Annotated in this window: 31 protein-coding genes and 1 tRNA gene; 17 read left to right on the top strand and 15 right to left on the bottom strand. The window is 65.8% G+C overall.

Going from position 1 to position 22,628, the window contains the following annotated elements; genetic code table 11:
- Nucleotides 1–70: 70 nt before the first annotated feature.
- Nucleotides 71–805, bottom strand: coding sequence for a tRNA (guanosine(37)-N1)-methyltransferase TrmD (gene trmD, locus M3498_09460; GenBank protein MDQ3459507.1), 735 nt, complete (start codon nt 803–805; stop codon nt 71–73).
- A 153-nt stretch (nt 806–958) separates the two neighbouring features.
- Between trmD and M3498_09455 the strand changes: the two genes are divergently transcribed.
- From M3498_09455 to M3498_09415, 9 genes are all read left to right on the top strand, one after another.
- Complete coding sequence (locus tag M3498_09455) at nt 959–1,240, top strand: monovalent cation/H+ antiporter complex subunit F (GenBank protein MDQ3459506.1); 282 nt, start codon at nt 959–961, stop codon at nt 1,238–1,240.
- Complete coding sequence (locus tag M3498_09450) at nt 1,237–1,572, top strand: monovalent cation/H(+) antiporter subunit G (protein ID MDQ3459505.1); 336 nt, start codon at nt 1,237–1,239, stop codon at nt 1,570–1,572. The genes M3498_09455 and M3498_09450 overlap by 4 nt, the downstream gene beginning before the upstream one ends.
- Nucleotides 1,565–1,873, top strand: coding sequence for a DUF4040 domain-containing protein (locus tag M3498_09445; GenBank protein MDQ3459504.1), 309 nt, complete (start codon nt 1,565–1,567; stop codon nt 1,871–1,873). Before M3498_09450 ends, M3498_09445 begins: the two co-directional genes overlap by 8 nt.
- Nucleotides 1,874–1,910: 37 nt before the next feature.
- The gene (locus M3498_09440; protein MDQ3459503.1) at nt 1,911–2,576 is read left to right on the top strand and encodes a sodium:proton antiporter; all 666 of its coding nucleotides are present in this window, start codon (nt 1,911–1,913) and stop codon (nt 2,574–2,576) included.
- The gene (locus tag M3498_09435; protein ID MDQ3459502.1) at nt 2,573–2,887 is read left to right on the top strand and encodes an NADH-quinone oxidoreductase subunit K; all 315 of its coding nucleotides are present in this window, start codon (nt 2,573–2,575) and stop codon (nt 2,885–2,887) included. Before M3498_09440 ends, M3498_09435 begins: the two co-directional genes overlap by 4 nt.
- Nucleotides 2,888–2,941: 54 nt before the next feature.
- A complete protein-coding gene (locus tag M3498_09430) occupies nt 2,942–4,357 on the top strand; it encodes an oxidoreductase (protein MDQ3459501.1) in 1,416 nt (471 codons plus the stop codon).
- Nucleotides 4,354–4,836 (top strand): Na+/H+ antiporter subunit E, encoded by a 483-nt coding sequence (locus M3498_09425; protein MDQ3459500.1) that lies wholly within the window; start codon nt 4,354–4,356, stop codon nt 4,834–4,836. The genes M3498_09430 and M3498_09425 overlap by 4 nt, the downstream gene beginning before the upstream one ends.
- A 96-nt stretch (nt 4,837–4,932) precedes the next feature.
- Nucleotides 4,933–5,172, top strand: a complete 240-nt coding sequence (locus M3498_09420; protein ID MDQ3459499.1) for a ribbon-helix-helix domain-containing protein — start codon at nt 4,933–4,935, stop codon at nt 5,170–5,172.
- Nucleotides 5,169–5,411: a hypothetical protein gene (locus M3498_09415; GenBank protein MDQ3459498.1), complete on the top strand. Its 243-nt coding sequence runs from the start codon at nt 5,169–5,171 to the stop codon at nt 5,409–5,411. Before M3498_09420 ends, M3498_09415 begins: the two co-directional genes overlap by 4 nt.
- A gap of 73 nt (nt 5,412–5,484) precedes the next feature.
- Here the strand turns inward: M3498_09415 and rimM are convergent, their stop codons facing one another.
- The 6 genes from rimM to M3498_09385 form a co-directional block, all read right to left on the bottom strand.
- The gene (rimM, locus tag M3498_09410) at nt 5,485–6,003 is read right to left on the bottom strand and encodes a ribosome maturation factor RimM (GenBank protein MDQ3459497.1); all 519 of its coding nucleotides are present in this window, start codon (nt 6,001–6,003) and stop codon (nt 5,485–5,487) included.
- A 64-nt stretch (nt 6,004–6,067) separates the two neighbouring features.
- Entirely contained in the window at nt 6,068–6,301 is a 234-nt protein-coding gene (locus M3498_09405; protein MDQ3459496.1) for a KH domain-containing protein, read from the bottom strand.
- A 45-nt stretch (nt 6,302–6,346) separates the two neighbouring features.
- Complete coding sequence (rpsP, locus tag M3498_09400) at nt 6,347–6,649, bottom strand: 30S ribosomal protein S16 (protein MDQ3459495.1); 303 nt, start codon at nt 6,647–6,649, stop codon at nt 6,347–6,349.
- Between the two features lie 46 nt (nt 6,650–6,695).
- Entirely contained in the window at nt 6,696–8,000 is a 1,305-nt protein-coding gene (gene ffh, locus M3498_09395; protein MDQ3459494.1) for a signal recognition particle protein, read from the bottom strand.
- 142 nt (nt 8,001–8,142) lie between these two features.
- The gene (locus tag M3498_09390) at nt 8,143–8,415 is read right to left on the bottom strand and encodes a DUF1844 domain-containing protein (GenBank protein MDQ3459493.1); all 273 of its coding nucleotides are present in this window, start codon (nt 8,413–8,415) and stop codon (nt 8,143–8,145) included.
- A 3-nt stretch (nt 8,416–8,418) separates the two neighbouring features.
- Entirely contained in the window at nt 8,419–9,036 is a 618-nt protein-coding gene (locus tag M3498_09385; GenBank protein MDQ3459492.1) for a uracil-DNA glycosylase, read from the bottom strand.
- 400 nt (nt 9,037–9,436) lie between these two features.
- Here M3498_09385 and M3498_09380 point away from each other — a divergent pair, with 400 nt between their 5' ends.
- Nucleotides 9,437–10,750, top strand: a complete 1,314-nt coding sequence (locus M3498_09380; protein MDQ3459491.1) for a DUF4397 domain-containing protein — start codon at nt 9,437–9,439, stop codon at nt 10,748–10,750.
- A 226-nt stretch (nt 10,751–10,976) separates the two neighbouring features.
- Here M3498_09380 and M3498_09375 read toward each other — a convergent pair whose 3' ends face one another.
- Nucleotides 10,977–11,366 (bottom strand): hypothetical protein, encoded by a 390-nt coding sequence (locus M3498_09375; GenBank protein MDQ3459490.1) that lies wholly within the window; start codon nt 11,364–11,366, stop codon nt 10,977–10,979.
- Nucleotides 11,367–11,612: 246 nt separating this feature from the next.
- Nucleotides 11,613–11,837: a hypothetical protein gene (locus M3498_09370; protein ID MDQ3459489.1), complete on the bottom strand. Its 225-nt coding sequence runs from the start codon at nt 11,835–11,837 to the stop codon at nt 11,613–11,615.
- A 67-nt stretch (nt 11,838–11,904) separates the two neighbouring features.
- Between M3498_09370 and M3498_09365 the strand changes: the two genes are divergently transcribed.
- The gene (locus M3498_09365) at nt 11,905–13,125 is read left to right on the top strand and encodes a cysteine desulfurase-like protein (GenBank protein MDQ3459488.1); all 1,221 of its coding nucleotides are present in this window, start codon (nt 11,905–11,907) and stop codon (nt 13,123–13,125) included.
- Here the strand turns inward: M3498_09365 and recN are convergent.
- Nucleotides 13,106–14,749, bottom strand: a complete 1,644-nt coding sequence (gene recN, locus M3498_09360; protein MDQ3459487.1) for a DNA repair protein RecN — start codon at nt 14,747–14,749, stop codon at nt 13,106–13,108. The two genes, M3498_09365 and recN, sit on opposite strands and share 20 nt — an antisense overlap.
- A gap of 109 nt (nt 14,750–14,858) precedes the next feature.
- Between recN and M3498_09355 the strand changes: the two genes are divergently transcribed.
- On the top strand, nt 14,859–15,722 hold the full coding sequence (locus tag M3498_09355; GenBank protein ID MDQ3459486.1) for a hydroxymethylglutaryl-CoA lyase: 864 nt from the start codon (nt 14,859–14,861) through the stop codon (nt 15,720–15,722).
- A gap of 10 nt (nt 15,723–15,732) precedes the next feature.
- On the opposite strand, the gene M3498_09350 is transcribed toward M3498_09355, so the two are convergent.
- Entirely contained in the window at nt 15,733–16,752 is a 1,020-nt protein-coding gene (locus M3498_09350; GenBank protein ID MDQ3459485.1) for a bifunctional oligoribonuclease/PAP phosphatase NrnA, read from the bottom strand.
- A gap of 134 nt (nt 16,753–16,886) precedes the next feature.
- Between M3498_09350 and M3498_09345 the strand changes: the two genes are divergently transcribed.
- Nucleotides 16,887–18,068 (top strand): S1C family serine protease, encoded by a 1,182-nt coding sequence (locus tag M3498_09345; GenBank protein MDQ3459484.1) that lies wholly within the window; start codon nt 16,887–16,889, stop codon nt 18,066–18,068.
- A 63-nt stretch (nt 18,069–18,131) separates the two neighbouring features.
- Here the strand turns inward: M3498_09345 and M3498_09340 are convergent.
- A tRNA-Ile gene (locus M3498_09340) sits at nt 18,132–18,208 on the bottom strand.
- 193 nt (nt 18,209–18,401) lie between these two features.
- Here M3498_09340 and M3498_09335 point away from each other — a divergent pair.
- From M3498_09335 to M3498_09320, 4 genes are all read left to right on the top strand, one after another.
- Entirely contained in the window at nt 18,402–19,607 is a 1,206-nt protein-coding gene (locus M3498_09335) for a DUF2183 domain-containing protein (GenBank protein MDQ3459483.1), read from the top strand.
- Nucleotides 19,608–19,680: 73 nt separating this feature from the next.
- A complete protein-coding gene (gene ispH, locus M3498_09330) occupies nt 19,681–20,676 on the top strand; it encodes a 4-hydroxy-3-methylbut-2-enyl diphosphate reductase (GenBank protein ID MDQ3459482.1) in 996 nt (331 codons plus the stop codon).
- 12 nt (nt 20,677–20,688) lie between these two features.
- Nucleotides 20,689–21,030 (top strand): type II toxin-antitoxin system RelE/ParE family toxin, encoded by a 342-nt coding sequence (locus M3498_09325; protein ID MDQ3459481.1) that lies wholly within the window; start codon nt 20,689–20,691, stop codon nt 21,028–21,030.
- A 6-nt stretch (nt 21,031–21,036) separates the two neighbouring features.
- Nucleotides 21,037–21,324: a helix-turn-helix domain-containing protein gene (locus M3498_09320; GenBank protein ID MDQ3459480.1), complete on the top strand. Its 288-nt coding sequence runs from the start codon at nt 21,037–21,039 to the stop codon at nt 21,322–21,324.
- 71 nt (nt 21,325–21,395) lie between these two features.
- On the opposite strand, the gene M3498_09315 is transcribed toward M3498_09320, so the two are convergent.
- The 3 genes from M3498_09315 to M3498_09305 all read right to left on the bottom strand — a co-directional run.
- Nucleotides 21,396–21,758, bottom strand: a complete 363-nt coding sequence (locus M3498_09315; protein ID MDQ3459479.1) for a hypothetical protein — start codon at nt 21,756–21,758, stop codon at nt 21,396–21,398.
- The gene (locus M3498_09310) at nt 21,724–21,900 is read right to left on the bottom strand and encodes a hypothetical protein (GenBank protein ID MDQ3459478.1); all 177 of its coding nucleotides are present in this window, start codon (nt 21,898–21,900) and stop codon (nt 21,724–21,726) included. Before M3498_09310 ends, M3498_09315 begins: the two co-directional genes overlap by 35 nt.
- Before the next feature lie 523 nt (nt 21,901–22,423).
- On the bottom strand, nt 22,424–22,628 hold a 205-nt coding region (locus M3498_09305; GenBank protein MDQ3459477.1), incomplete at its 5' end, for a hypothetical protein.

Here is a 22,628-nt window from a genome sequence, read left to right as displayed (position 1 = left end):
AGCCGTAGGGGCTGGGCGGCCGCTACGCTTGCCATGGACGCGGGCTTTGGGAGAGCAGAAGCGCGGGACGCTAGGCCGAGTCGTCCGCCTCGAGCGACGCCAGAAAGGCCCGGTCCGCCTCGCTCAGCTCGAGCCCTGCCAAGAGGTCCGGGCGGCGCGCTTTGGTGCGCCTGAGGGCCTGTTCGCGCCGCCAGCGCGCGACGCGCGCGTGGTGGCCGCTTTTTAAGACCTCGGGCACCCCCTGGCCCTCGAAGAGGGCGGGCCGGGTGTACTCGGGATAGTCCAAGAGACCGCTGCTGAAGGAGTCCTGGGCGTGGCTGTCGGCGTCGCCCAGGACGCCGGGCAGGAGCCGGGCGGTGGCCTCGATGACGGCCAAGGCGGCGATCTCGCCGCCCATCAGGACGAAGTCGCCGAGGCTCAGCTGGCGCGTGACCAGCCCCTCGACTCGAGCGTCGAAGCCCTCGTAGCGCCCCGCGAGCAGGAGGAGGTGCCGCTTTCGCGCCAACTCCTCGGCCAGAGCTTGCGTGAAGGGCTCGCCGGCGGGCGTCAGCATGATGACCTCGTCGGCGGGGTCATCGGTCTGGAGGCTGGTGAGCGCCCTGGCGACCACGTCTACGCGCAGGACCATGCCCGCGCCGCCGCCGTAGGGCGCGTCGTCCACGCTGCGGTGCTTGTCGGTGGCGTAGTCGCGCAGGTCGCGCAGGTCGAATTCGACGCGTCCCCCCGCGACGGCGCGGCCCAGCAGGGCCTCGTGGGTCCAGGGCTCGAGCAGCTGGGGAAAGAGAGTCAAGACGGTATATTTCACGCTGGTCTAAGTCTACGCTGGTCTAAGTCTAAGGTAGATTGGGCTCGGTAGCTCGAGCTCCGGGCCCGCCGGTGAGGCTGGACTCGCGGCGGATGGAGATTGGAGAGAGTGCGTGACAAGCCCTAATTTTTGCCCCCCTCACTCCGGCGCTTGATGACGGCCTTTTATCTGGGCGTCGCGCTGCTGCTCTTTCTCGACATCATGGTCGGCCTGTGGCGGGTCTTGCGCGGGCCTACGGCGGCCGACCGGATGGTGGCGGCGCAACTCTTCGGCACCACCGGCGTCGCCATCTTGCTGCTCCTGGCCCAGGCGTTTTCGAGCCCGCCGCTCCGGGACGTGGCGCTCGTCTTTTCCCTCCTGGCGGTCTTGGCCATCACCGCCTTCGTCAGGCACGCCTGGCTGCACCGCGACGTCCCGCAGGAGGAGACCTCGTGATCCTTGACATGCTCGCCGCCCTGCTCGTCGCCGCGGGCGCCGGCTTCTTCTTGGCGGGCACGGTCGGCCTCCTGCGCTTTCCAGACGCCTACAGCCGCCTGCATGCGCTCACCAAAGCCGACAACCTGGGCCTCGGCCTCATCGTCTTGGGCCTCGCCCTGCCGGTCGCTTCGCCGGCGCTGGCGCTCAAACTCATGCTCATCTGGCTGCTCTCGCTGCTGGGCGGCGCCACCGCCTGCTACCTCGTCGCCCACAGCACCTTGAGCCGCGAGCGGGCAGCGGGGCGGGAGCACGGGGGAGAACGGGGAGAACGGGGAGAGAGGCATGATTGAAGGGCTCTTGGCGGGAATGTTTGACCTCCTCATCGTGCTCACCCTGCTGACGCTGGCCTGGCAGGCGCTGAGCGCCAAGGACCTCTTCGCGGCGGTAGTCTTTTTCATCGCCCACGGGCTGGTGATGGCGCTCGCCTGGGTGCGCTTGCAGGCGCCCGATATCGCCCTGGCGGAGGCGGCCATCGGCGCGGGCCTGACCGGGGTCTTGCTCTTGAATGCGGCCGGGCAGATGGGCAGCGAGACGACTTCGCAATGGGAAGGAGAGGCGCATGGCGCCGCGGGCGAGACGGAACGTTTCTAGACAGGGCGCCGCGAGGCGGGCAAGGCAGCGCTTGGCGGTGCTCGTGAGCGGGCTCGTCGGCTTGGGCCTCGTTGCCGCCGTGCTCGAGCTGCCCCGCGAGAGCGTGGGGCTGCGGGGCGAGGTGATGCGGCACTTGGGCGAGAGCGGGGTCGAGCACCCGGTGACGGCGGTCTTGCTCACCTTTCGCCTCTACGACACCTGGCTCGAGGCCGGCGTCCTCCTGCTGGCGGCGGTGGCCGCCCTGGCCTTGCAGCGGGCGCGCGACCTGCGCCGGGTCGAAAACGAGCCGCCCGCCAGCCTGGTCCTGGCCTGGACGGTGCGCCTGCTGACGCCGGTGATGGCGGTCGCGGGCGGCTACCTGCTGTGGCTCGGCAAGCTGGCGCCGGGCGGCGCCTTTCAGGCGGGGGTGATCCTGGGCGCGGCCGGGGTGCTCTTGCGGCTGGCGGGCTTTTCCACCGTCAACCGCCTGAGCCGCCCCGCCTTGCACCTTTGGCTGCTCCTGGGCTTTGCCGCCTTTTTGCTCCTGGCCTTTGGCCGGGCGCTGGCGGGCGCACCCATACTGAGTTATCCACGAGGCTGGGAGGAGGCGGCGATCATGGTGCTCGAGACGCTGCTCACCCTGTCGGTCGCCGCCACCGTCACGGTTCTGGTCACGGCCGCGCGGCCGCTGCCGGAGCCCGAGGAGAACGCCGGCAAACCATGAACCAGCCGTTTCTCTACGCCCTCGCCGGCGTGCTCATCTTTTCCTTCGCCTTCTACGCGCTCCTGGCCTCGCCCCACCTGCTGCGCAAGGTGCTCGCCCTCAACCTGATGGGCAGCGCCGTCTTCCTCTTTCTGGTGAGCATGGCGCGCCGCGGCCCCAGCAGCGACCCCGACCCCGTGCCGCAGGCCATGGTCCTGACGGGCATCGTGGTGGCCCTCAGTGCGACGGCCTTGGCCCTGGCCCTGGCGCGGCGCATCTACGCTCTGACCGGCCACACCCGCCTGCCCGAAGACGAGGAGGGGACCTGGTGAAAGAGGAGCGGGTGAAAGAGGAGCGGGTGAAAGAGGCGAGCGGGTGAGCCGGCCATGATGGCCTTGAGTTTCCTCCTGCCCCTGACGGGCGGGCTCGTCGTCTTTGGGCTGGGCCGGCGCGCGGCGCAGCCTGTCGCCGTCCTGAGCGCGCTCGGCACGCTCTTCTCGGTCCTGGTCCTGGCGGGGCAGGTGGCGCGGGAGGGGCCGCAGGGCTACGCGCTGGGCGGCTGGCCCGCGCCGCTGGGCATCGAGCTCTACGCCGACGGCGTCGCCGTCTTCATGCTGCTCGTCAGCGCCGTGGTCGGGGTCGCGGTGAGCCTCTACGCGCTCGGCTACTTTCCGCACAGGCCAAGCGAGTCCTGGCTCGAGGAGGACAGCTTCTGGCCGCTCTGGCTCATGCTCTGGGCGGCGATGAACGCGCTCTACTTGTCGGCCGACCTCTTCAACCTCTACGTCACGCTCGAGCTCGTCACCCTCGCGGCGGTGGGGCTGGTCATCCTCTCCGGCAAGGAGGTCTCCCTGACGGCGGGGATGCGCTACCTGCTCGCCGCCCTGGCCGGCTCGCTCTTCTACCTCTTCGGGGTGTCGCTCGTCTACGCGGCCTTTGGGACGCTCCATCTCACCGGCCTGGCACCCTTGCTCGCGCCCGGCGCGGTGTCTTGGCTGGCGCTCGCCCTCATGACCGCGGGCCTCATGGTCAAGACGGCGCTCTGGCCCTTTCACTTCTGGCTGCCGCCCGCCCACGCCAGCGCCCCGGCGCCGGTGAGCGCGCTGCTCTCGGCCCTGGTCGTCAAGGTGTCGTTCTACCTCATCTTGCGGCTCTGGCTCGATGTCTTTGCTGGCGTCCTCAACCCGGCGGCCGCGCAAGTCCTGGGCGCCCTGGGCGCTACGGCCATCCTCTGGGGCTCCTTTCAGGCTATCCGCCAAACGCGGCTCAAGCTGCTCGTCGCCTATTCGACGGTGGCGCAGCTCGGTTACCTCTTCCTGCTCTTTCCGCTAGGGGCATTCTCGGCGGGCCTCCATCACGCTCTAGCCCACGCGCTCGCCAAGGCCGCCATGTTCATGGTCGCCGGGGCCGTCATCCACGCTTGCGGCAGCGACGAGCTCGAGGACATCGGCGGCGCCGCCCGGCGCTTGCCGCTGGCGACGCTGACCTTCGCCCTGGCGGGCTTTACCCTCCTCGGTCTGCCGCCGAGCGCGGGCTACCATTCCAAAGAACTGTTCCTCGCGGCCGTCCACGCCAGCGGTCAGTGGTGGTGGGAGGCGGCGCTCCGCCTGGGCGCGCTGCTGGCGGCGGTCTACCTGGCCCTGGCCCTGCGGCCGCTGCTGGAGAGGGCGGGGGAGGGGGCGAACTTTCGGCGCGTCCCCTGGCCGATGACCTGGGCGCCGCTCCTGCTGGCCCTGCTCGCCGCCCTCTTCGGCCTCCTTCCCCAGGGCACGCTCAGCGGGCTGCTCGAGGTCGGCCGGTGAGCAGGCGTCATCTGCGCGTCGCGCCCTTGCGCCTGGTGGGCTTCACCTTTCTCTGGTGGGTCTTGAGCGAGGGTGTCCTTACGGACTGGCCGCTCGTCTTGCTCTTCGCCCTCCTCGCTACCGCCTCGAGCCTGCTGCTGCTGCCGCCGGGGAGCTTTCGGCTGCGACCCCTCGGCCTCGTGCGCTTCGTCCCCTACTTCCTGTGGCAGTCGCTCCTGGGCGGCCTCGACGTGGCGCGGCGCGCCCTGAGCCCGGCCTTGCCGCTCGCGCCCGGCTTTATCGAGGTGCCTCTTGGCCTGAAGGGCGAGGCGGCCCAGGCCTTTTTCGTGTGGACGGTGAGCCTCCTGCCGGGCACGGCCGGCGCGGAGCTTTTGGGGGGCAGCTTGAAGGTCCACGTGCTTGACGTGGGGCAGAACAATCTGGAGAAGCTGAGGGCGCTCGAGCGCAAGGTGGCGGGATTGTTCGCGGAAGAAGCCTGAGCGGGCGGGTCAGGGCGACGGAGGCCGGTAAGCGCAGGCTTCAAGGTAGACAGCGTGAGTCCTGCTTCCGTCGGCCCCTTGTGCTGAACGTTCAACATGTTTAACATCAAGCTGGAGGTCGGGATGATTGGTGTGAGGCTCGACAAGGAAACCGAAGAGAAGCTCGAGGAACTGGCGCGCCAAACCGGGCGCTCCAAAAGTTACTATGTCCGTGAAGCGCTCACGGAGTATCTTGCCGAACGCGAGGACTATCTGCTTGCCCTGGCACGGCTCGAGAAGCAGGGGCCGCGGGTTTCGCTGGAAGCGCTCGAGCGTGAGCTCGGGCTCGAGGGTTGAGCTGGCGCATCGAGTTCGACGCGGCAGCGGCCAAAGAGTTCAAGGCGCTCGACCGCACCGTGCAGGAGCGCATCCGGCGTTTTTTGCGAGACAGGCTGCTGGTCGCTGGTTGGCGTGTCCTCCCGGGCAATGCCCGGAGTGCGGAAGCCGCAGGTGTGGCGTGGTTTCAAAAGAACCGCTGGGCATGCGGCAAGGCGACCACGGTGCTGGGGGTCAGGGAGGCGGTTACACGGCAGTGATTGTGGATTACCGCCTCGTCTACCGTTGTGCCAAGTGCGGCGCGCAGTGGACCAAGACCGTTTCCGAGACGAGTTAAGGCTCCAAAAGCCCTTCCGGCGGGTCGGTGATGACGACGCGGTCGTCCTCGACCTCGACGTAGGGTGCTTGCAGAGGGACCAGGAACTCGCGCTCGTCGTGCTCGAGCACCAGCACGTCCTGCGCGCCCGCCTCGAACACCTCCGCCACCGCGCCGAAGGGCTTGCCGTCCACGGTGACGGGCAGGCCGATGAGGTCGTCCAAATAGAACTCGCCCTCCTCGGGCTCGGGCAGGGCTCCCTTGGGCGCGAACACCTCGCTGTTGACCAGGCCCTTGGCCGTCTCGACGCTGGTGACGCCCGCCAGATAGAGGACGGGCCGTCCCGAGACCAGGCGCAGCCTCTTGACCCTCCGTTCCCCGAGACCGGCCACGAAGACCGACTCCAGCCTCTCCAGTGCCGCCTCCTCGGCGTCGCCGAGCGGGCGAAAACGAAGCCCTCCCTCGAGCTGAAAGGTCTTGCCGAAGCGCCCCAAGAGCACGTAACCCTCTGGGGTCGGGGTGGTTTGGTCGTTCACAGGCATCGTTGAAATCAAAAATTGAAGATCAAAAATTGAAAAGCCTGTTTTTGATTTTCAATCTTCAATTCTCTACCAGGTTGACGTCTATCTTGCTCTGGCCGTCGGCGGCGGCGCGCGCCAGGGTGCGGATGCTATTGATCACCCGGCCGCCCCGGCCGATGATCCGGCCGGCGTCGCCGGGCGCGCAGCGAATCTCGATAAGGGTCAAGCCCTCCTCCTGCCGCGCCTCGACCCGCAGCTGCGCGGGCTCGGCGACGAGGTTTTGGGCGATGAAGGAGACGAGTTCGGTGGACATGAGCGCAGTATACCCTGATATGCCCTGAGTCCGCTCAGAGACCGGCTAGGCGTGGGCCTCGCTGGTCTTGGCGACGGTGGGACGGCGCTTGGCGAGCACCTTGCCGACCTTGACGCCGGCCTGCTCCAAGAGCCTGACGGTGGTGCTGGTGGGCTGGGCGCCGCTGCCAAGCCAGTACTGGGCGCGCTCGACGTTGATCTTCAAAGGCGTCGCGGTGGTCTTGCGGGGGTCGTAGTAGCCGAGCGACTCGAGGTAGTCCGAGGAGCGCTTTTGCCGCGCGTCCACGACGACCACGCGGTAGTGAGGGTTCTTTTTGGCGCCCATGCGCATGAGACGAATCTTGACCATTTCTTGTCCTCCTGAGGAACTGAGACTTGAGTTTATTTGCCGAGGTTTATTTGCCGAACATAGCAGGGTTAAAGCCGCCGCGGCCAGCCATCTTCTTCATGAGTTTTTTCATCTGCTCGTAGTTTTTCATCAAGCGGTTGACGTCTTGCACGGTGGTGCCCGAGCCGCGGGCGATGCGCTGGCGCCTCGAGGCGTTTAGCAGCCTGGGCTTGCGGCGTTCGGCCTCGGTCATGCTCGAGATGATCGCCTCGACCCGGGCGATCTCGCCCTCGTCGACGCTGGTGCCCGCCGGGATCATCTTGTTGACGCCGGGAATCATCTTGATGAGGTCGGTAAAGGAGCCCATCTTCTTGAGCTGCTTCATCTGGGTGAGCATGTCTTGGAGGTTGAAGTCCTTGAGGCTTCCGGGCTCGTCTACCTCGCCTTCGAGCGTCTTGGCCTTTTCGATAAGGGTGAGCACGTCGCCCATGCCGAGGATGCGCCCGGCAATTCTATCGGGGTGGAATGACTCCAAGCCGTCGATCTTCTCGCTGACGCCGGCGAAGTAGATGGGCTTGCCGGTGACGTGCTTGGCCGACAGGGCCGCGCCGCCCCTGGCGTCACCGTCCATCTTGGTCATGATGAGTCCTGAAACGCCGATGCGCTCGTCGAAGCTGCGCGCTACCGTCAGGGTCTGCTGGCCGGTCATGGCGTCGACGACCAGCATGGCCTCGCTCGGATGGAGCGCGTCCTTGAGCTCGGCGAGCTGGTCCATCAGGACCTCGTCGATCTGCAACCTGCCGGCGGTGTCCACGATGACCAGGTCGCGGTAGTCCTGACGCAGATAGCTGTCCAGGCGCTCCTTGGTGCGCCTTGCGGACTCGCCGTCCTCGACTTCCAAGACGGGCACGCCGATCCCCTTGCCCAGGACGCGGAGCTGGTCGCGCGCGGCGGGACGCTGGGTGTCGGCGGCGACCAGGAGCGGCCTTCTGCCCTGGCTCTTGTACTTGTAGGCCAGCTTGCCCGCCGTGGTCGTTTTGCCGGCGCCCTGCAGGCCCATCATGAACCACAAGTTGCCGTCGCTCCTCAGCGACGGTTGCGCTGCTTTGCCGCCCAGCACTAGGGCGAGCTCGTCCTTGACGATGGCGATGACGCGCTGGTCGGGATTCAAGGACATCAGCACTTCGGAGCCGACCGCCCTCTCCTGAACCCGCTTGGTGAAGTCGCGGGCGACCTCCAAATTGACGTCGGCTTCCAGCAGGGCGATGCGCACCTCGCGGAGCGCCGCCTTGACGTCAGCCTCGCTCAAACGCCCGCGGCCCTTTAAGCCATCGAAGACCGATTGAAGTTTGTCACCTAAACCTTGAAACATTCACACCCTTTGAGGCCTCCAAACAGGCCGTCCCTAAGCGTAGCGGAAAAGGCCGCAAAGGTCAAGAAAAGCCGGCGCAGATTGGCCCCTGACCTCACCGTTCATTTCGACCTGAGCACAGGCTGCTCGCGGGACGAGGGCGCTAGTTGGATGGGCCCGGCTCGGCCAGGGGCGCCAGCTCCCGGCGCAGCTTGCCGACGGCCTTGGTGAGCAGGTCGCGCTCGGTTTCGTCCAGGTTGCCGCGGGTCTTCTCGAGCAGCATCTCGAGCAACTCCAGGCTCTTTTCCGCGGTGCGCCGCGCCAGCAGACCGTCCCTGGCGAGGTGGCGGGTCATGGGGCTATAGGTCTCGCCGAGCACGGCTTCGGCTGAGGCGAGGACGGACTGGACGAGGCCGACGAAGTGGGGATTGGGCATACTCTAAAAGAGTCCCTCCTGAACGGCATTGTCGATGAGCACCCGGGCCGGCTTCTCGCCGAGGGCGTCGAGCGCCGCCTTGAGCTCCTTGACGTCTTGCCACATCAGCCACTTGGGGCTGCCCTTGTCGCGGCTCGAGTTGCGGAGCAAGTAGGAGGGGTGAAACATCGGAAAGACCCTGATGCCGTGCCACTCGAACCACTTGCCGCGCGTCTTGGTGATGCCGTCTTTGGTCTTGACGAAGTGCTGGGTGGGCACGTTGCCCAAGGTGACGATGATCTGCGGGCGGATAAGCTGAATCTGGCCGATGAGCCAGGGCTCGCAGGCGGCGATCTCCTCGGGCTTGGGATTGCGGTTGCCCGGTGGGCGCGACTTGACCATGTTGGCGATATAGACATCGTTGCGAGCGATGCCGCCGGACTCGAGCACCTTGTCGAGGAGTCGTCCGGAGCGGCCGACGAAGGGGCGGCCGGTCAGATCCTCCTCCTCGCCCGGCCCCTCGCCGACGATCATCAGCTGGGCGTCCTCGTCGCCCTCGCCAAAGACGATGTGCGTGCGCGTCTCGTGCAGAGGGCAGCGCGTGCAGGTGCTGGCCTCGCGCTCAAGCGCTGGTAAGTCCATCTTTTCCTCCGGTCGCTGGGTCTAAGCCTGGCTCTAGCGTAGAGCTGGGTATAGGATCAAGGTTCGGCACAGCCACGATTATAGCCCTGACCGGCGGGCAGCGCCTTGGCTTACGACGCTGCCCGCTCACACGCTTCAAAAGGCTCGGGGCTTAGCCTGCCATGTTCGTCTTTGCGCGTGATCATCCCATAGCGCTCGCCCACCGCTTACGCCTCTTTTGCGGGCAAAACCACCATTGTACCGGTATACATTGTATTGGCGCCTAGTATTGGCGCCTGCTGCGCTTGAGGGCACCTGCCCGAGGACTTTCTGCCGGCAACAGTGTAGACTGGACTAGCATTCGCCTAGAGGTTTCCCCTCTAAAATCACAGTGAATGGCCTTTTAGGATAGGAGGAAGTTATGAACCGGTCAAGCCGCTTGTTCCTTCCGCTCTCACTACTGGTCCTGGTCCTCTTTCTGCCACCGGCGCTCGCCGCCGCCCCACCGGCTCCCGCCGACCCCATGGCGGCACCCGCCGATCCCTTTGACGCGCCCCCGGCGATGGCCATGCTTCGCGTTGCGCACCTTTCCCCAAACGCGCGAGAGGTGAGCATCAGCCTGAGCAGGGACGACGAGACGGCCGCGCCAAGCCTGGAGGAACTCGAGGATCTCGACTACGGAGAGGTCTCGGATTACCTCGAGCTTCCCTCGGGAGGCTACACCGTCAGCCTTACCGCCGCCGACGACGAGGACAGCGTCACCATCACGGAAGCCATCAACCTAGGCGCCGATAACTACCACACGCTAGCGATCCTCGGCCTCGTCTTGGCCGGCATCGATGATGAAGAGGCGGAGGGGGGCGGCTTTTTCGACTGGCTGAGCGGCCTCTTCACGGGTGAAAGGGCCCGAGACCGCGACGCGCTGGGTCTGCACTTGGCGCTCTTCAACGACGACCTCGACGGCGCCTTTGCGGCCAATGAAGCCAGGCTTCGGCTTGTCCACGCGGCTCCCGGTTTGGGCGACTTGGATCTCGTTTCCGCAACCGAGCTCGAAGTGATCATCGACCGTCTCTCCTTCGGCAATGCCAGCGGCTATCAGAACGCGACCATGGTCGCCGACCTCGAAGTCCACCCTACCGCCTCGCGGGCCGTGCTGATCGATCTCTCCGATGAGGAAATCGGGACGGGCATGGTCAACACCATTTTTGTCATCGGCACGCCGGTCGTGGAGCTTCCGCACGAGGCCGTGGTGGTTTCGGATGCGCCGCGTGTCGCTCCGCTCGAGCCCGCCGACCCTGTCACCGATCCTGCCACCGCCCCTGCTGCCGTCCCGCCCGCGGATCCCGCCGCCGCTCCGCCCGCCGCGCCGGTGGAGCCCGCCCCACCGACCGAACCGGATGACGAAGAAGCCGACGAAGAGGTAGAGGAAGACGAAGAGGTAGACGAAGAGATTGAGGAGACAGTGCAGGTCTCGCTTGTCGACGGCGCCATCGAGATGCCGTCCACTGTTTCCGCCGGTCGCGTCACCTTCGAGATCACCAACGACGGCAGCATGGAGCATGGCTTCGAAATCGAGGGCGAGGGCCTCGAGGAAGCGCTCGCGGAGACCCTCGAGCCCGGCGAGTCGGCGACGCTCACGGTCGAGTTGCAGCCTGGCAGCTACCGGGTCTACTGTCCGGTAGGCGATCATGCCGAAGAGGGCATGGAAGTCGAGCTCGAGGTGACCGACGAGTGAGGCGAGACTGACGAAGGGGTGGAGGAAACGGAAGAAACAGAAGCAGCGCCTCACCCAGTTGGGTGAGGCGCTTGTTGCTCGGCATTCGCACAGCGCTTGACGAATACCCGGTGCCTCATCAAGGACTGCATTGCCTTCCTTGAACAGTGCGCGCAAGCGCATACTCTGAGACACAGTCGTCGCAGTGATGCTCACGCATCTCTTACAGCGCCGTTCAGTACGGGACCTAGCGGGTTTTGAACGCTCCCTGGGCGAGCGTCGGCCGCTGGTTGCGCACCTCGCGCCGCACCTTGGGGTCTAGGCCGATCATCAGGAAAAAGTTCTCGAGGGCGTTCTCCTGGCCCTTGACCTCGGCGTGCTGGTCCTCGGCCGTGCCTGTCACGAAGGGGAGTTCGCGGTAGCGCTCGAGGGCTTCGCGGACCACCTCGCCGGGCCCCTGGCTCTCGGCGATGGTGGTAAGCGCCGCGTAGATGTCGCGGCGCGCCTCGGCGTGCCGCTTAAAGGCCTCGGGATGACTCGTCTCGGCCGCGCGCAAGACGTCTTGCTTGGCGATGCGCCGGTAGTGCTTGAGACCCCGCATGATCTCCTCCGAGCTAAGTACGACCTTGACATCCATCAACGCACACTCCCTTCGCCATGACGGCCTCCAACGGGCGGACGGTTACGGAACAGGATGCTCAAATCCCTGACTCGGCAGGACACCTTGTCAGCCGGTAGTGGGTTAGCCGGTATTGGGTAGGAAACATTGTTAGCCAGTATATGGTGAGTCCCGAACCCTGTCAAATCCCTGGCCAAAAGAGAAAGTGCGTCTCTGACGCGAAAGCTGGAGCTTTATCGCGGCTTTTCGCGCGGGCGGCGTGCTTTAGGCCTTGAGCTTTTTGACGGGCACCGGAGGCAGCGCGCCTCCCTCTAGAAGGTCACCGCGATAGCGGGTGAGCGCGGCGATGTCACTCTGTTCGGTAGCATAGCCACAGCAGCGGCACTCGAGCTCGCTGTAGCCCTCGCTAAACTCATAGGTGACGGTGTCGGCGCTGCCGCACTCGGGGCAGATATCGCCTTGTTCGAGACCTTCGGCGTCCCAACTCATGGTCACAGTCTAGCCGAGCGGGAGGCGCCTTGTGAAGAGCGCCGTGACGGGGCGTTAGACTGAGGGCATGAGCTACCCCATCACTTGGATTCGTGCGCAGTACCCTGCCCTCGCCCACGCTACCGTCTTTCTCGACAACGCCGCCGGGGCGCAGGTGCCCCAGCAGGTGATGGCGGCCTTCACCGAGACGCTCACCTACCGCAACGCCAACAAGGGCGGCGCTTTTCGCGAGTCGCGGGAGATAACCGTACTCAAGGAAGCGGTGCGGGAGAGGGTCGCACGGTTTATCGGCGCGGCCTCGCCCGACAGCGTCGTCTTCGGGCCCAACAGCACCACCCTCTGCGAACTGCTCGCGGCTGCCTGGGGGGCCGTCTTGAGGCCGGGTGACGAGGTCATCGTCAGCGAGCTCGACCACCACGCCAACGTAGACCCCTGGCGGCGACTCGCTTCACGCGGCGTCGTGGTCAAGACCTGGCCCACCCGGGGTGACGAGGCGAGGCTCGAGCTCGCCGACTTGGAGCCCCTGCTCTCGCCCAGGACCAGGATTCTCGCCATGACCGCCGCCTCCAACGCGCTCGGGACGCTCACGGAGGTGCGCGGCGCGGGGGAGAGGGTGCATGCGGCGGGCGGCCTGGTGATGGTGGACGCCGTCCACTACGCCCCGCATCACCTGCCCGATGTGCAGGAGCTGGGCGCGGACATGCTGATGTTCAGTCCCTACAAGGTCTTCGGCCCGCACCTGGGGGTGCTCTATCTGAGCGAGGCGGTCCTCAGCCGCCTACCCGCGCCGCGCCTGGCCTTTTTGCCGGACGGCGAGCCTGTCGCCTGGGAACCCGGCACCCAAAACCACGAGGCCATCGCGGCCTTTGGCGCGGTCTTCGACTACCTGAACGAGGCGGGCCGGGAGATGGGTCTGGGCGGCGAGGGCCGCGCGCTCTGGGCGAAGGTTTTTGCTGCCTTTGCCGAGCACGAGCGCGGTCTTGCCGAGAGGATGCTGGGGGGGCTGCGCGAGCTGGGCGCCGAGCTCTACGGCCTTCCGGGGACGGAGGGCCGCACCGCCACCTTGTCGTTCAACCTGCCGGGCCGCGCGCCGCGCGAGGTGGCGGAGGCTTTGGCGGCAGAGAACGTCGCCGTCGCCAGCGGCCACTACTACGCCTATGAGCTGATGATGCACCGCCTGGGTCTGGCGGAACGGGGCGGCGCGGTGCGGGCGAGCGCCCTGCACTACACCAGCGAAGACGACTTGGAGCGCTTTCTGAGCGCGCTGGCTAGACTTTCACCTTCCTAGCGTCCTCCAAGAGCTCTCGCGCGTGCGCGCGCGCCGTCTCGGTGACGGCGCCGGAGAGCATGCGGGCCAGCTCCTCCTCGCGCCGCTCCCGCTCGAGCCGCTCGACGCGGGTGACGGTGCGGCCGTCCTGCTCGAGCTTGGTGACGAGAAACTGACAGTCGGCGAAGGCCGCGACCTGCGGCAGGTGGGTGACCACCAGGATCTGGCGGTCACGAGCGAGCGCCTTTAGGGTCGCGCCGACGGCGCGGCCCATCCCACCGCCTAGACCAGCGTCCACCTCGTCAAAGGCGAGCGTCGCCACGTCCGAGCCCGTCACCACGTTGAGCCCCAGCATCACCCTCGACAGCTCGCCACCCGAGGCCACCGCCGCGAGCGGCGCGGGCGGCTCGCCCAGATTGGCGGAGAAGAGAAAGGTGACGCGGTCCTTGCCGTGCGGGCCCAAGGCGCCCAGCGGGCTCAGCACCACCTCGAAACGGGCGTTGGGCATGCCCAGGCCGCGGATCTCCTCGGTGACCTGTTTGCCGACCCTATCCGCGGCGCGGCCCCGGGCCGCGCTCAGGGCGGCGGCCTCGGCGCTGAGCCTCTCCTCGAGCGCGGCGAGTTCAGCCTCTAACTCCCCCACCCGCTCCTCGGTGCCGGTTAGCTCGCCTCGCTCGTCGCCCGCCACCTGGCGAAAGGCCAGCACCGCCGCTATGCTCTCGCCGTACTTGAGCTTGAGCCTTTCCAGCAGTGCCTGGCGGGCCTCGAGCGTCTCCAAGCGGTGGGGGTCGGCCTCGAAATCCGCCAGAAAGTCGGCGACCTCGCCGGCGATCGCCTGCAGGCCCGTTATCGCCTCTTGCAGCTCCGCCGCCAGGGTGTTCAGGTGCGCGTTGTAGCGGCCGGCGAGCTCGAGTTGCCGCTGCGCCTGAGCGACCTTGTCCACCGCGCTGGCCACCGCGCTGGCCTCCGCGCTGGCCTCGCCCTCACAGAGGAGGGTGACGGCCGCCCCCGCGCCGCTGACGATGCGCTCGGCGTGGCGCAGGGTCTGGAGCTCGCCCCTGAGCTCCTCTTCCTCGCCGGCGCGCAACTGGGCAGCGTCGATTTCGGCGATCTGGAAGTCGAGCATGTCGAGGCGCCGGGCGCGCTCGCGCCAAGCGTCCTTGAGGCGCCCCACCTCCTCCTGCAAGCCGCGGTAGCGCCCATAGCCCTCGCGGTAGCGCGCCAGGGTCGCCTGCGTGCCCTTGTCCAGGACCCGGTCGAGGAGGCGGCGCTGCTCGGCCGCTTCCAAAAGGGTCTGTGAGGCGTGCTGGCCGTGGATGGCGACGAGGCTGCCGCCGCGCTCGGCGAGCTCGCTCACGGTGACGACCTCGCCGTCGAGCCGCGCCGAGGAGCGGCCGCTCGCCTGCAGGCGCCGCGTCGCCGACTCGAGCTCGCCGCTGGAAAAGAAGCCCTGGATGAGCGCGCCTTGGGCGCCCGCGCGGACCATGCCGAGGTCGGCGCGCCCGCCGATCAGCAGCGCCAGGGCGTCGATCAGGATCGACTTGCCCGCGCCCGTTTCGCCGGTGAGCACGTTGAGCCCCGGCGAGAACTCGACTCTGAGCGCGTCCACGATGGCAAAATCCTTGAGCTCGAGGGCCTTCAACACGGCCTAAGTATACGGTCTAAGGATTCTAGGGATAAGGATTCTAGGGTTAAAGGTTCCAAGGGATAAGGTGCGCGGCGCCTCCAGGGCGTGATGCCGGCTATACTGGGGCATGCCGAACGAGACCAAGGCCAGCCGCTACGTCGAGTGCCCCCGCGACTCCTGGCAGGGCTTCGCGAGGGTGATTCCCACCGAGAGCAAGCGCGCCTACCTGCGGGCCCTCCTGGACGCGGGCTTCCGCCACCTCGACCTCGGCTCTTTCGTCTCGCCCAGGGCCGTGCCGCAACTCGCCGACACCGAGGGGGTGCTGCGCGGCCTGGAGCGTCCCGAGGACGCCGATTTCCTCTGCATCGTCGCCAACGAGCGCGGCCTCGAGCGGGCGCTCGCGGTGCCCCAGGTCTCCAGCGTCGGTTACCCGCTGTCCGTCAACGACAGCTTTCAGCGGCGCAACACCAACCGCAGTCTGGCCGACTCTTGGCCGCTCGCCCGGAGGATGTCGGGGCGGGCGGCGGCGGGTGGGCTCGGCTTCGTCGTCTACTTGTCGATGGCCTTCGGCAACCCCTACGGCGAGCCCTGGCAGCCAGAAGACGCGGCTGGGGCGGTCGCAAGGCTGCGCGCCTTGGGCGTCACCCGCATCGCCCTGGCGGACACGGTGGGCACGGCGACACCCGAGCGCTTGCGGGCCGTCTTGGCGGCGACGGACGCGCCCGAGCGCCTGGGCCTGCACCTGCACGCCCGGCCGGACGCCTGGCAGGAGGGGCTCGAGGTCGCCTTGGCTCACGGTCTGACCTGGCTCGAGGGTGCCCTGGGCGGGATCGGCGGCTGTCCCTTCGCCGCCGACGCGCTGGTGGGCAACCTGCCGACCGAGCGCGTCTTGCCCTGGCTTGAAGCTAAAGGCTACGACATGGGAATCGGCCCGCTGGGAGCCTTGGCTGAGCGAGCCGTTATCTTAGAGAACAGCTACGGCCGGATGTAGCGCGCCGGGTCTAGCGTGGGCTCGAGCGGTCGAGCTCCTCCGCGGCGGCCTCGAGCACGAGCTCGCGTGTCCTGCCCAGGCTTTCATAGACTTTGGCGCCCGCCGCCGCCACGTGACCGCCGCCGCCGAGCTTCACGCACACGGCTTGTGCCGAGGCCTTGCCGCGGCTCCGCACCGAGATCTTGGTGTGATCCTCCTTTTCTTTTAGAAAGATCGCCAGCTCGGTGCCCTCGGCGTAGCGGATCAGGCCCACGTAGTCGTCCGAGTCGTCATCGCTGGGGCCGATGCTGCGGATCATCTCCTGGCTGAGCAGGGCCAGGGCGACGCGGCCGCCCAGGGGGAACTCGAGGGTGGTGAGCACCTTGGCCATCATCCGGAAGTAGTCCGGGTGGCGCCACTGCAGGCGGTCGGTGAGCGCCGCGTAGTCCACGCCGCAAGCGATCAGCTCGCCGGCGTCGCGCAAGACGCCGGGCGTGGTGTTGGTGAAGCGGAAGTTGCCGGTGTCGGTGAGGATGCCGGTCAGGCAGGGCGTGGCGATGGCGGCGGTCCAAGGCACGCCCATCGCGTCGATGATGTCCTTGACCATCTGCGCGGTGGCGGCGCGGCCCGGCTCGACGCAGGCGAGGTCGCCGTAGCGGTCGTTGGTCCCGTGGTGGTCCACGTTGACGACAAAGGCGGCCTCGTCTACCGGCGCACCCTCGGCCCGGCCCTTCTCGGCCGAGTCGAGCACGGCCAGCAGGGTTCCCTCGGGCAGGCTTTCCAGCGGCGGTGACAGCTCGCCCTCCTCGACGAGAAACTCGAGAAAGCGCGGCGGCGTCATGGGCAGCGTCGTCTCCTTGCCCAGGCTGTCCAGGGCGCGCTTTAGGGCCAGCGAGCTGCCGAGCGCGTCGCCGTCGGGGTCTACGTGGCCGATGATGACGATGGCACCGGACCAGCCCTTCAGGGTCTCGGCGATGGCCGTTATTTTCGCGTGGTAGTCTCGCTCGCCGCGGTTGTCGGCCTTTGCGGGCGTGGTGGTGAGAGTGGTCATAGGCTGCACTATACCCGCCCGCCGGCTGCCCTTCTACCTCGGGTATGACCGGGCAGACGGCTAGGGCAGGAGCGGGTAGAAGGGTAGCACCGGGTACGGCCAAACCGAGTCCCAAGCCCTAGACTTCTTACATTATGGCAAGTCCTGTTCTTCGCTACCGCATCGTGCTGCTCTTGGCCTTTCTTCTCTACGCGCTCTACTGGGGCCTGACGGCAACCCCCACCGTCGCCCAGCGCACGCCGTTCTCGCCTCCGAGCTTGCCTAGCGTGGTCTTGCCGGAGGGCATGCTCGCGGAGATCTACGAGACGGCCAGGCCCGCCACGGTGAGGATCGAGGGCCGTGACGAGCGCTTTCGGCGACGGCCGCAGGGCATCGGCACGGGCTTCTTCGTGTCGGAGGGTGGCCTGCTGCTGACGGCTTACCACGTCATCGACGGGCAGAACTTCCTCTCCGCGGTCACCGCCGACGAGAGCCGCTACCGCCTCGAGCTCATCGGCTTCGACGCCGCTCTAGATCTGGCGCTGCTGCAAGCCTCCGCCCGCGGGCCCGTGCCCTTCTTGCCGCTCACCGACGACGAGCCTTCGGTCGGCGAGATGGTGGTCGCCATCGGCAACAGCCGCGGCGACTTTTTGCAGCCGCGCTCGGGGACGATCACCCAGCTCCGGGTGGACCCATCGCGGGCGTCCTTCGTTTCGGGCGCGCTCGAGCTGACCAACGCGCTCGCGCCCGGCGACTCGGGCGGCCCGGTGATCAACGAGGCGGGCGAGGCCATCGGCGTGGTCTCCTATATTTCCTTTCGTCCCGGCGACAACCTCCCGCAGGAGATGCCCGACATGCCGGTCGCGCCGCTGCCGCCCGGCGGCGCGAGGGACTTCGCCTCCTACGCCGTGCCGATTCTGCGCTCGAGCGAAATCTTTCAAGAACTCCAGGCCGGGGTGCAGCGCGACGTGCCTGTGGTGGGTTTCGTGTCGATAGGCGACTACGATCCGCGCCTCTCGAGGGAACGGCCGCTCGGACCTCTGGCCGGTGCCATCGTCGGGGACGTCGTCTCGGGCAGCCCCGGTGAGGAGGCCGGTCTGCTGCCGCCCCGCGAGGTGACGCAGTACAACGTCTTCGGCCAGGAGGTCGGAGAGCGCACGCTTTACGACGTCATCGTCGCTATTGACGGCACGCGCACCCAAAACTTCGTCGAGGTCGAGGCGGCGATTCGCAGCTACCGTGTTGGTGACACCATCACCTTGAGCGTACAGCGCGGCGACGAGACCGCCCTGCTCGAGCTGACCTTGGCGCCGCGCGCCACCGTGCGGTTCAGGTAGAGCACAAACAGGAACATAAGCGGCGAGTCCGGTTTTGCGCTTGACGGTTGTGTCGTGTTTGAGTGGTGGGCGATAGTGGATTTGAACCACTGACCTCGTCGTTATCAGCGACGCGCTCTAACCGACTGAGCTAATCGCCCAAGCGTTACGGAGTGTATCACTTCGGCGCGCGCGGGTCAACCGCTTGTAATGCGCGCCCGCCCGGAGGATCGTGTTCGAGGAGTGGGCAGGGTGAAAGCCGCCGCGGCCTCGACTGTAGACTTTGCGACCATAGACTATAACCATAGACTATAATCGCCTCATCGTGATGCTCCTCGCCGCTATCCTGATGCTGTGTCCTACCGGAGGCCGCGCGTGAGCGACGAGAAGAGCCGCTTCACCCGCCTTTTCTTAAAGGCGGAAGGGCACTTCGACACCCTGCGGCGCTACCGGCGGCGGCGCTACGGCATCACCCGGTCGCTGGAGATCGTGCCCTACCTCGGCTACGGCTCGCTCGAGAAGGTCTTCGTCAAGGGCCGCGTCCTGGAGGACAAGGGCATCTCCCAGGCCAGTCCGGGCGACTCGCGCTGGCGCAACCTGGTCAACACCTACAAGCGCTTTATCTCCGACGAGGTGCCGGAGGCCGCGCTCGAGGTCGCCTTCGACGGCCACACCACCAGCGTCAGTACCGACGCCAAGGGCTACTACAGCCTCTGGCTCGAGCCCCCCCGGCCGCTCGCCGGCGCGGGTCCCTGGCTCGAGGTCGAGGTCAGGCTGCGGGGTATGGCCCAAGGCGTGAAGGCGCCCGTGCTGGTGCCGCCGCAGAGCGCGCAGTTCGGCGTCATCAGCGACATCGACGACACCGTGGTGCAGACCGGCGCCACCAAGTGGTTCCGGGTCGTCACCACGGTGCTCTTCGGCAACGCCCGCACGCGCCTGCCCTTTAGGGGGGTGGCGGCCTTCTACCGGGCCTTGCAGGAGGGCTGCGAGGGCACGGGCTTCAACCCGCTCTTCTACGTGTCGAGCTCGCCCTGGAACCTCTACGACCTGCTCCTCGACTTCTTCGAGGTCGAGGATATCCCCATCGGCCCTCTCATGCTCCGCAACTGGCGCGACTCGGCCGAGAGCAGCCTGATCCCCAAGGAGCACGGCCCCTTCAAGCGCGCCACCATCCGCCAGATCATGGACACCTTTCCCGACCTGCCCTTCATCCTCATCGGCGACTCGGGCCAGGAGGACCCCGAGATCTACCGCGACATCGTGAGCGAGTACCCCGGCCGCATTCTGGCGGTCTACATCCGCAACGTGAGCGGCGTCTCGGCCCGCTCGGCCGACGTGCGGGCCCTGGCCTACCAGGTCAAGAAGGCGGGCAGCAAGCTGATCCTCGCCAACGACACCCTGGCGGCCGCGAAGCACGCGCTCGCCCAGGGCTGGATCTGCGCCGGCGCCCTCCCCACCATCAAGGCGCGCAAGGAGGCGGACGAGTTCCGCCCTCAGGCGCCGTCGGTGCCGGTGGTCATCGAGGGCGAGGAGGAGTGGGTGGCGGTGAGAAACGAGTAGGTCACGGCTTTCCCCTCGAGCCTTTGCAAGCTGGCGCTGTGGCGCTCACGGTGCCAGCCCTTATAGTGAGGGCATGGTAGAGAGGCTCTTGCTCGCAAAACCGCGCGGCTTTTGCGCGGGCGTGGTGATGGCGATTGAGGCCGTCAAGGAAGCCGCCGAGGCGCAAGAGGGCTTGGCGGTCTATCACGCCATTGTTCACAACAACACCGTGGTGGACAGGCTCGAGAAGGACCACGGCGTGCATTTCGTGGAAAGGTTGTCGGAACTCGAGGCGGCGAGCAAGAACCGCAAATTAACGGATACCGTGGTCTTTTCGGCGCACGGCGTCAGCCCGGCGGTGCGCGAGGAGGCGGCCTCTTTAGGCCTTGCCACCATCGACGCCACCTGCCCGCTCGTCACCAAAGTCCACAGCGAGGCCAAAAAGTACGCTCGCGCGGGCTATCACATCCTGCTTATCGGCGACTCGACGGCGCACCAGGAGGTTATCGGCACCAGGGGCGAAGCACCCCAGCAGACCACGGTGGTGAGCGTGGTAGGTAACCGCAAACACGACCCGGCGTTAGAGGACCCCCGCACCGTCACCGTCCCCGACCCGGACAAGGTGGTGGTGCTCACCCAGACGACCCTCTCGGTGGACGATACCATGAGGACCATCGAGATTTTAAGGGAGCGCTTTCCAAGCTTGCTCGTGCCGCCTAGTGACGACCTTTGCTACGCCACCAAGAACCGCCAGGACGCCGTCAAAGGCATCGCCCCCCATGTCGAGCTGTTTTTAGTGGTGACGAGCGACTACTCATCGAACGGCATGCGGCTTTTGGAACTCGCCGGCGACCTCTGTGGCAACGCCAAACGCATCGAGAGCGCGGGCGACATTCAGGAGGCGTGGCTGGAGAATGTGTATGCCGTCGGCGTGACCTCGGCGGCCTCGACCCCCGACGACCTGGTGCAGGACATCGTCGCCTACTTCAGGGCGCGCAACGCTGGGCTCGAGGTGCTCGAGGAGGGCGAGTGGGAGAACATTGCCTTCCGCAAGCCCAAGCGCGTGCCCGCGCCGATAATGAAAGGCTGAAAGAAGTAACCCGTGACCGATAGGCCCATTTTCTGGGTAGGTACTTCTCGAGAAGATATTCGTAGTTTTCCAGAAGAGGCGCGGCGTAAGGCAGGTGTTCAACTCAGGGCTTTGCAGCGTGGCGAGATGCCTTTGGATTTCAAACCGATGATCTCTGTCGGTCAAGGCGTTCAGGAAATTCGCATTCGTGTTGAAGGTGCCTACCGCGTCTTTTACGTCGCCAAGTTTGAAGAGGCGGTTTATGTGCTGCACGCTTTTCACAAAAAGACAGCGCAAACCTCGAGGAAAGACATTGAAGCCGGGCGGAGCCGTTATCAGGATATGCTACAGTACCGTCAGGAGCAGGGGAGGTAGCCAATTATGTCGGTCACGCGAGGTGACGAAAACGTCTATAAGGATTTGGGATTTGACGTTGAAGAGGCGGAGGGCCTTAAGATTCGTGCAGATTTGATGCTAAATGTGCGTAAGTACATAGAGGAGCGTGGTTGGACACAAGCACAAGCAGCCGAATTTTTTGACGAGACGCAGCTCCGAATCAGCAACTTGATGAACGGTGACATCAGCCATTTTAGCATTGACAGGCTCGTCAGCATGCTGGCTCGAGCTGGGATGCAGGTGAGGTTGCAAGTTGAGTCGAAAGCGGCCTGAGGCGAGTGGGAGAACATTACCTTCCGCAAACCCAAGCGCATGTCGGCATAAGCAGCTAAGGGTTAAGAAGGCTATGCGCCTGCCTCGAAGGTTTCGAGGAACTGCTCGAGCCTCTCCCCGAAGTCTTCCTTAACTTTCCTATAGTTTTGCGCTACCCGATCAGGTGGTGTACGATTGTGAGACACGCAATTACGCAGTTTTTCAACTGCGTCCAGGCGCTCCTGTAATGAAGCCAGAAAGTCTTGGTCAGCTTCATTAAGAACCGGCACGCGCTCTAGCTCACTTCTCAGCGACTCAAAACTATCGGTCTTGCGTACAAGTGCCAGCAAATCATCCATTTTGGTTACGGGTTTACGCTGATTTAGGTTGATGTACTGACTAAACAGCAGGTGGAAAAACTCATTTTCGTAACGGTTGCGCAATTGTCCTTTCATCTGGTTTTTCCTTGTCGGCAACGGTAACATTTTCCTCACGCAGCAGATCATAATAATCATCGCGGTAGGCGGCCAAGTAAACGACGGAAAGTGCTTTGCGTAGTCGCATCTCCAGAACAAACAACTCGCGCATGTAGCTCAAGTTTTCTTCTATACTCCGCGTGGTCAAGGATGACACTTTTGAAGGGTGAGTAGTCAGGAGTCAGTACCCTCTGTATCCTTGGCGCGCCAAGGACGCGTCCTTGGGGTCCGCAGCCAAGGAGCATAATACCCTCAGGGGCACAAGAGGGCATAAAGAGCCAGAATAGGAGCGTTCTGCTTTGCTTTTCTCCTGAATTCTGGATTCTTGCTTCTGACTCCTTTTAAGCATAATGTAGCTTTCGGAAAGTCTTATCTCTAGCCGCGCGGAGTATAATGACTGTAGGGAAGAAAATCGGTGTTGCCGTTAAGCGCGCCTTAAGGCTCCAGCAGTTCTCTTGCCATCTTCCTGCCCTCATCGGTCAGCCTCAGCAAGTCCCCTTGAGGCGCCTCAAAATGAGGCCGCGCCTGAGGCTCCCCCGCAAGACCGCTTCGGCTTGCAGCGGGCTCCAGCGCAGCTGGGTCCGGAGGGCCACGGCGTGGTTCTCTTCGGCCTGCTCGAGCCCAGTCTAGCATTCCGGTGAACATCAGCGCGTGGCGGTCCAGGGCTCGAGCACCTCTCGCGCCAGCGCCCGCCCCGCCTCGGTGAGGTAGAGCATCCCGCCCTGGCCCTCACGCTTGATCAGGCCGCGCGCTAGGCCCCGCCGCAAGGTCGCCTCGGCCTTGGCGGCGTCCCAGCGCAGGTGGCTCTCCAGGGCCGGCTGCGCGTTCTCGCGCGCCTGCGCCCTGTCC

The sequence above is a fragment of the Deinococcota bacterium genome (assembly GCA_030858465.1).
In the GTDB taxonomy this organism is placed as follows: Bacteria; Deinococcota; Deinococci; order Deinococcales; family Trueperaceae; genus JALZLY01.
The sequence above is the reverse complement of the archived record's forward strand: the minus strand, read 5'-3'. Positions and strand labels throughout refer to the sequence as shown.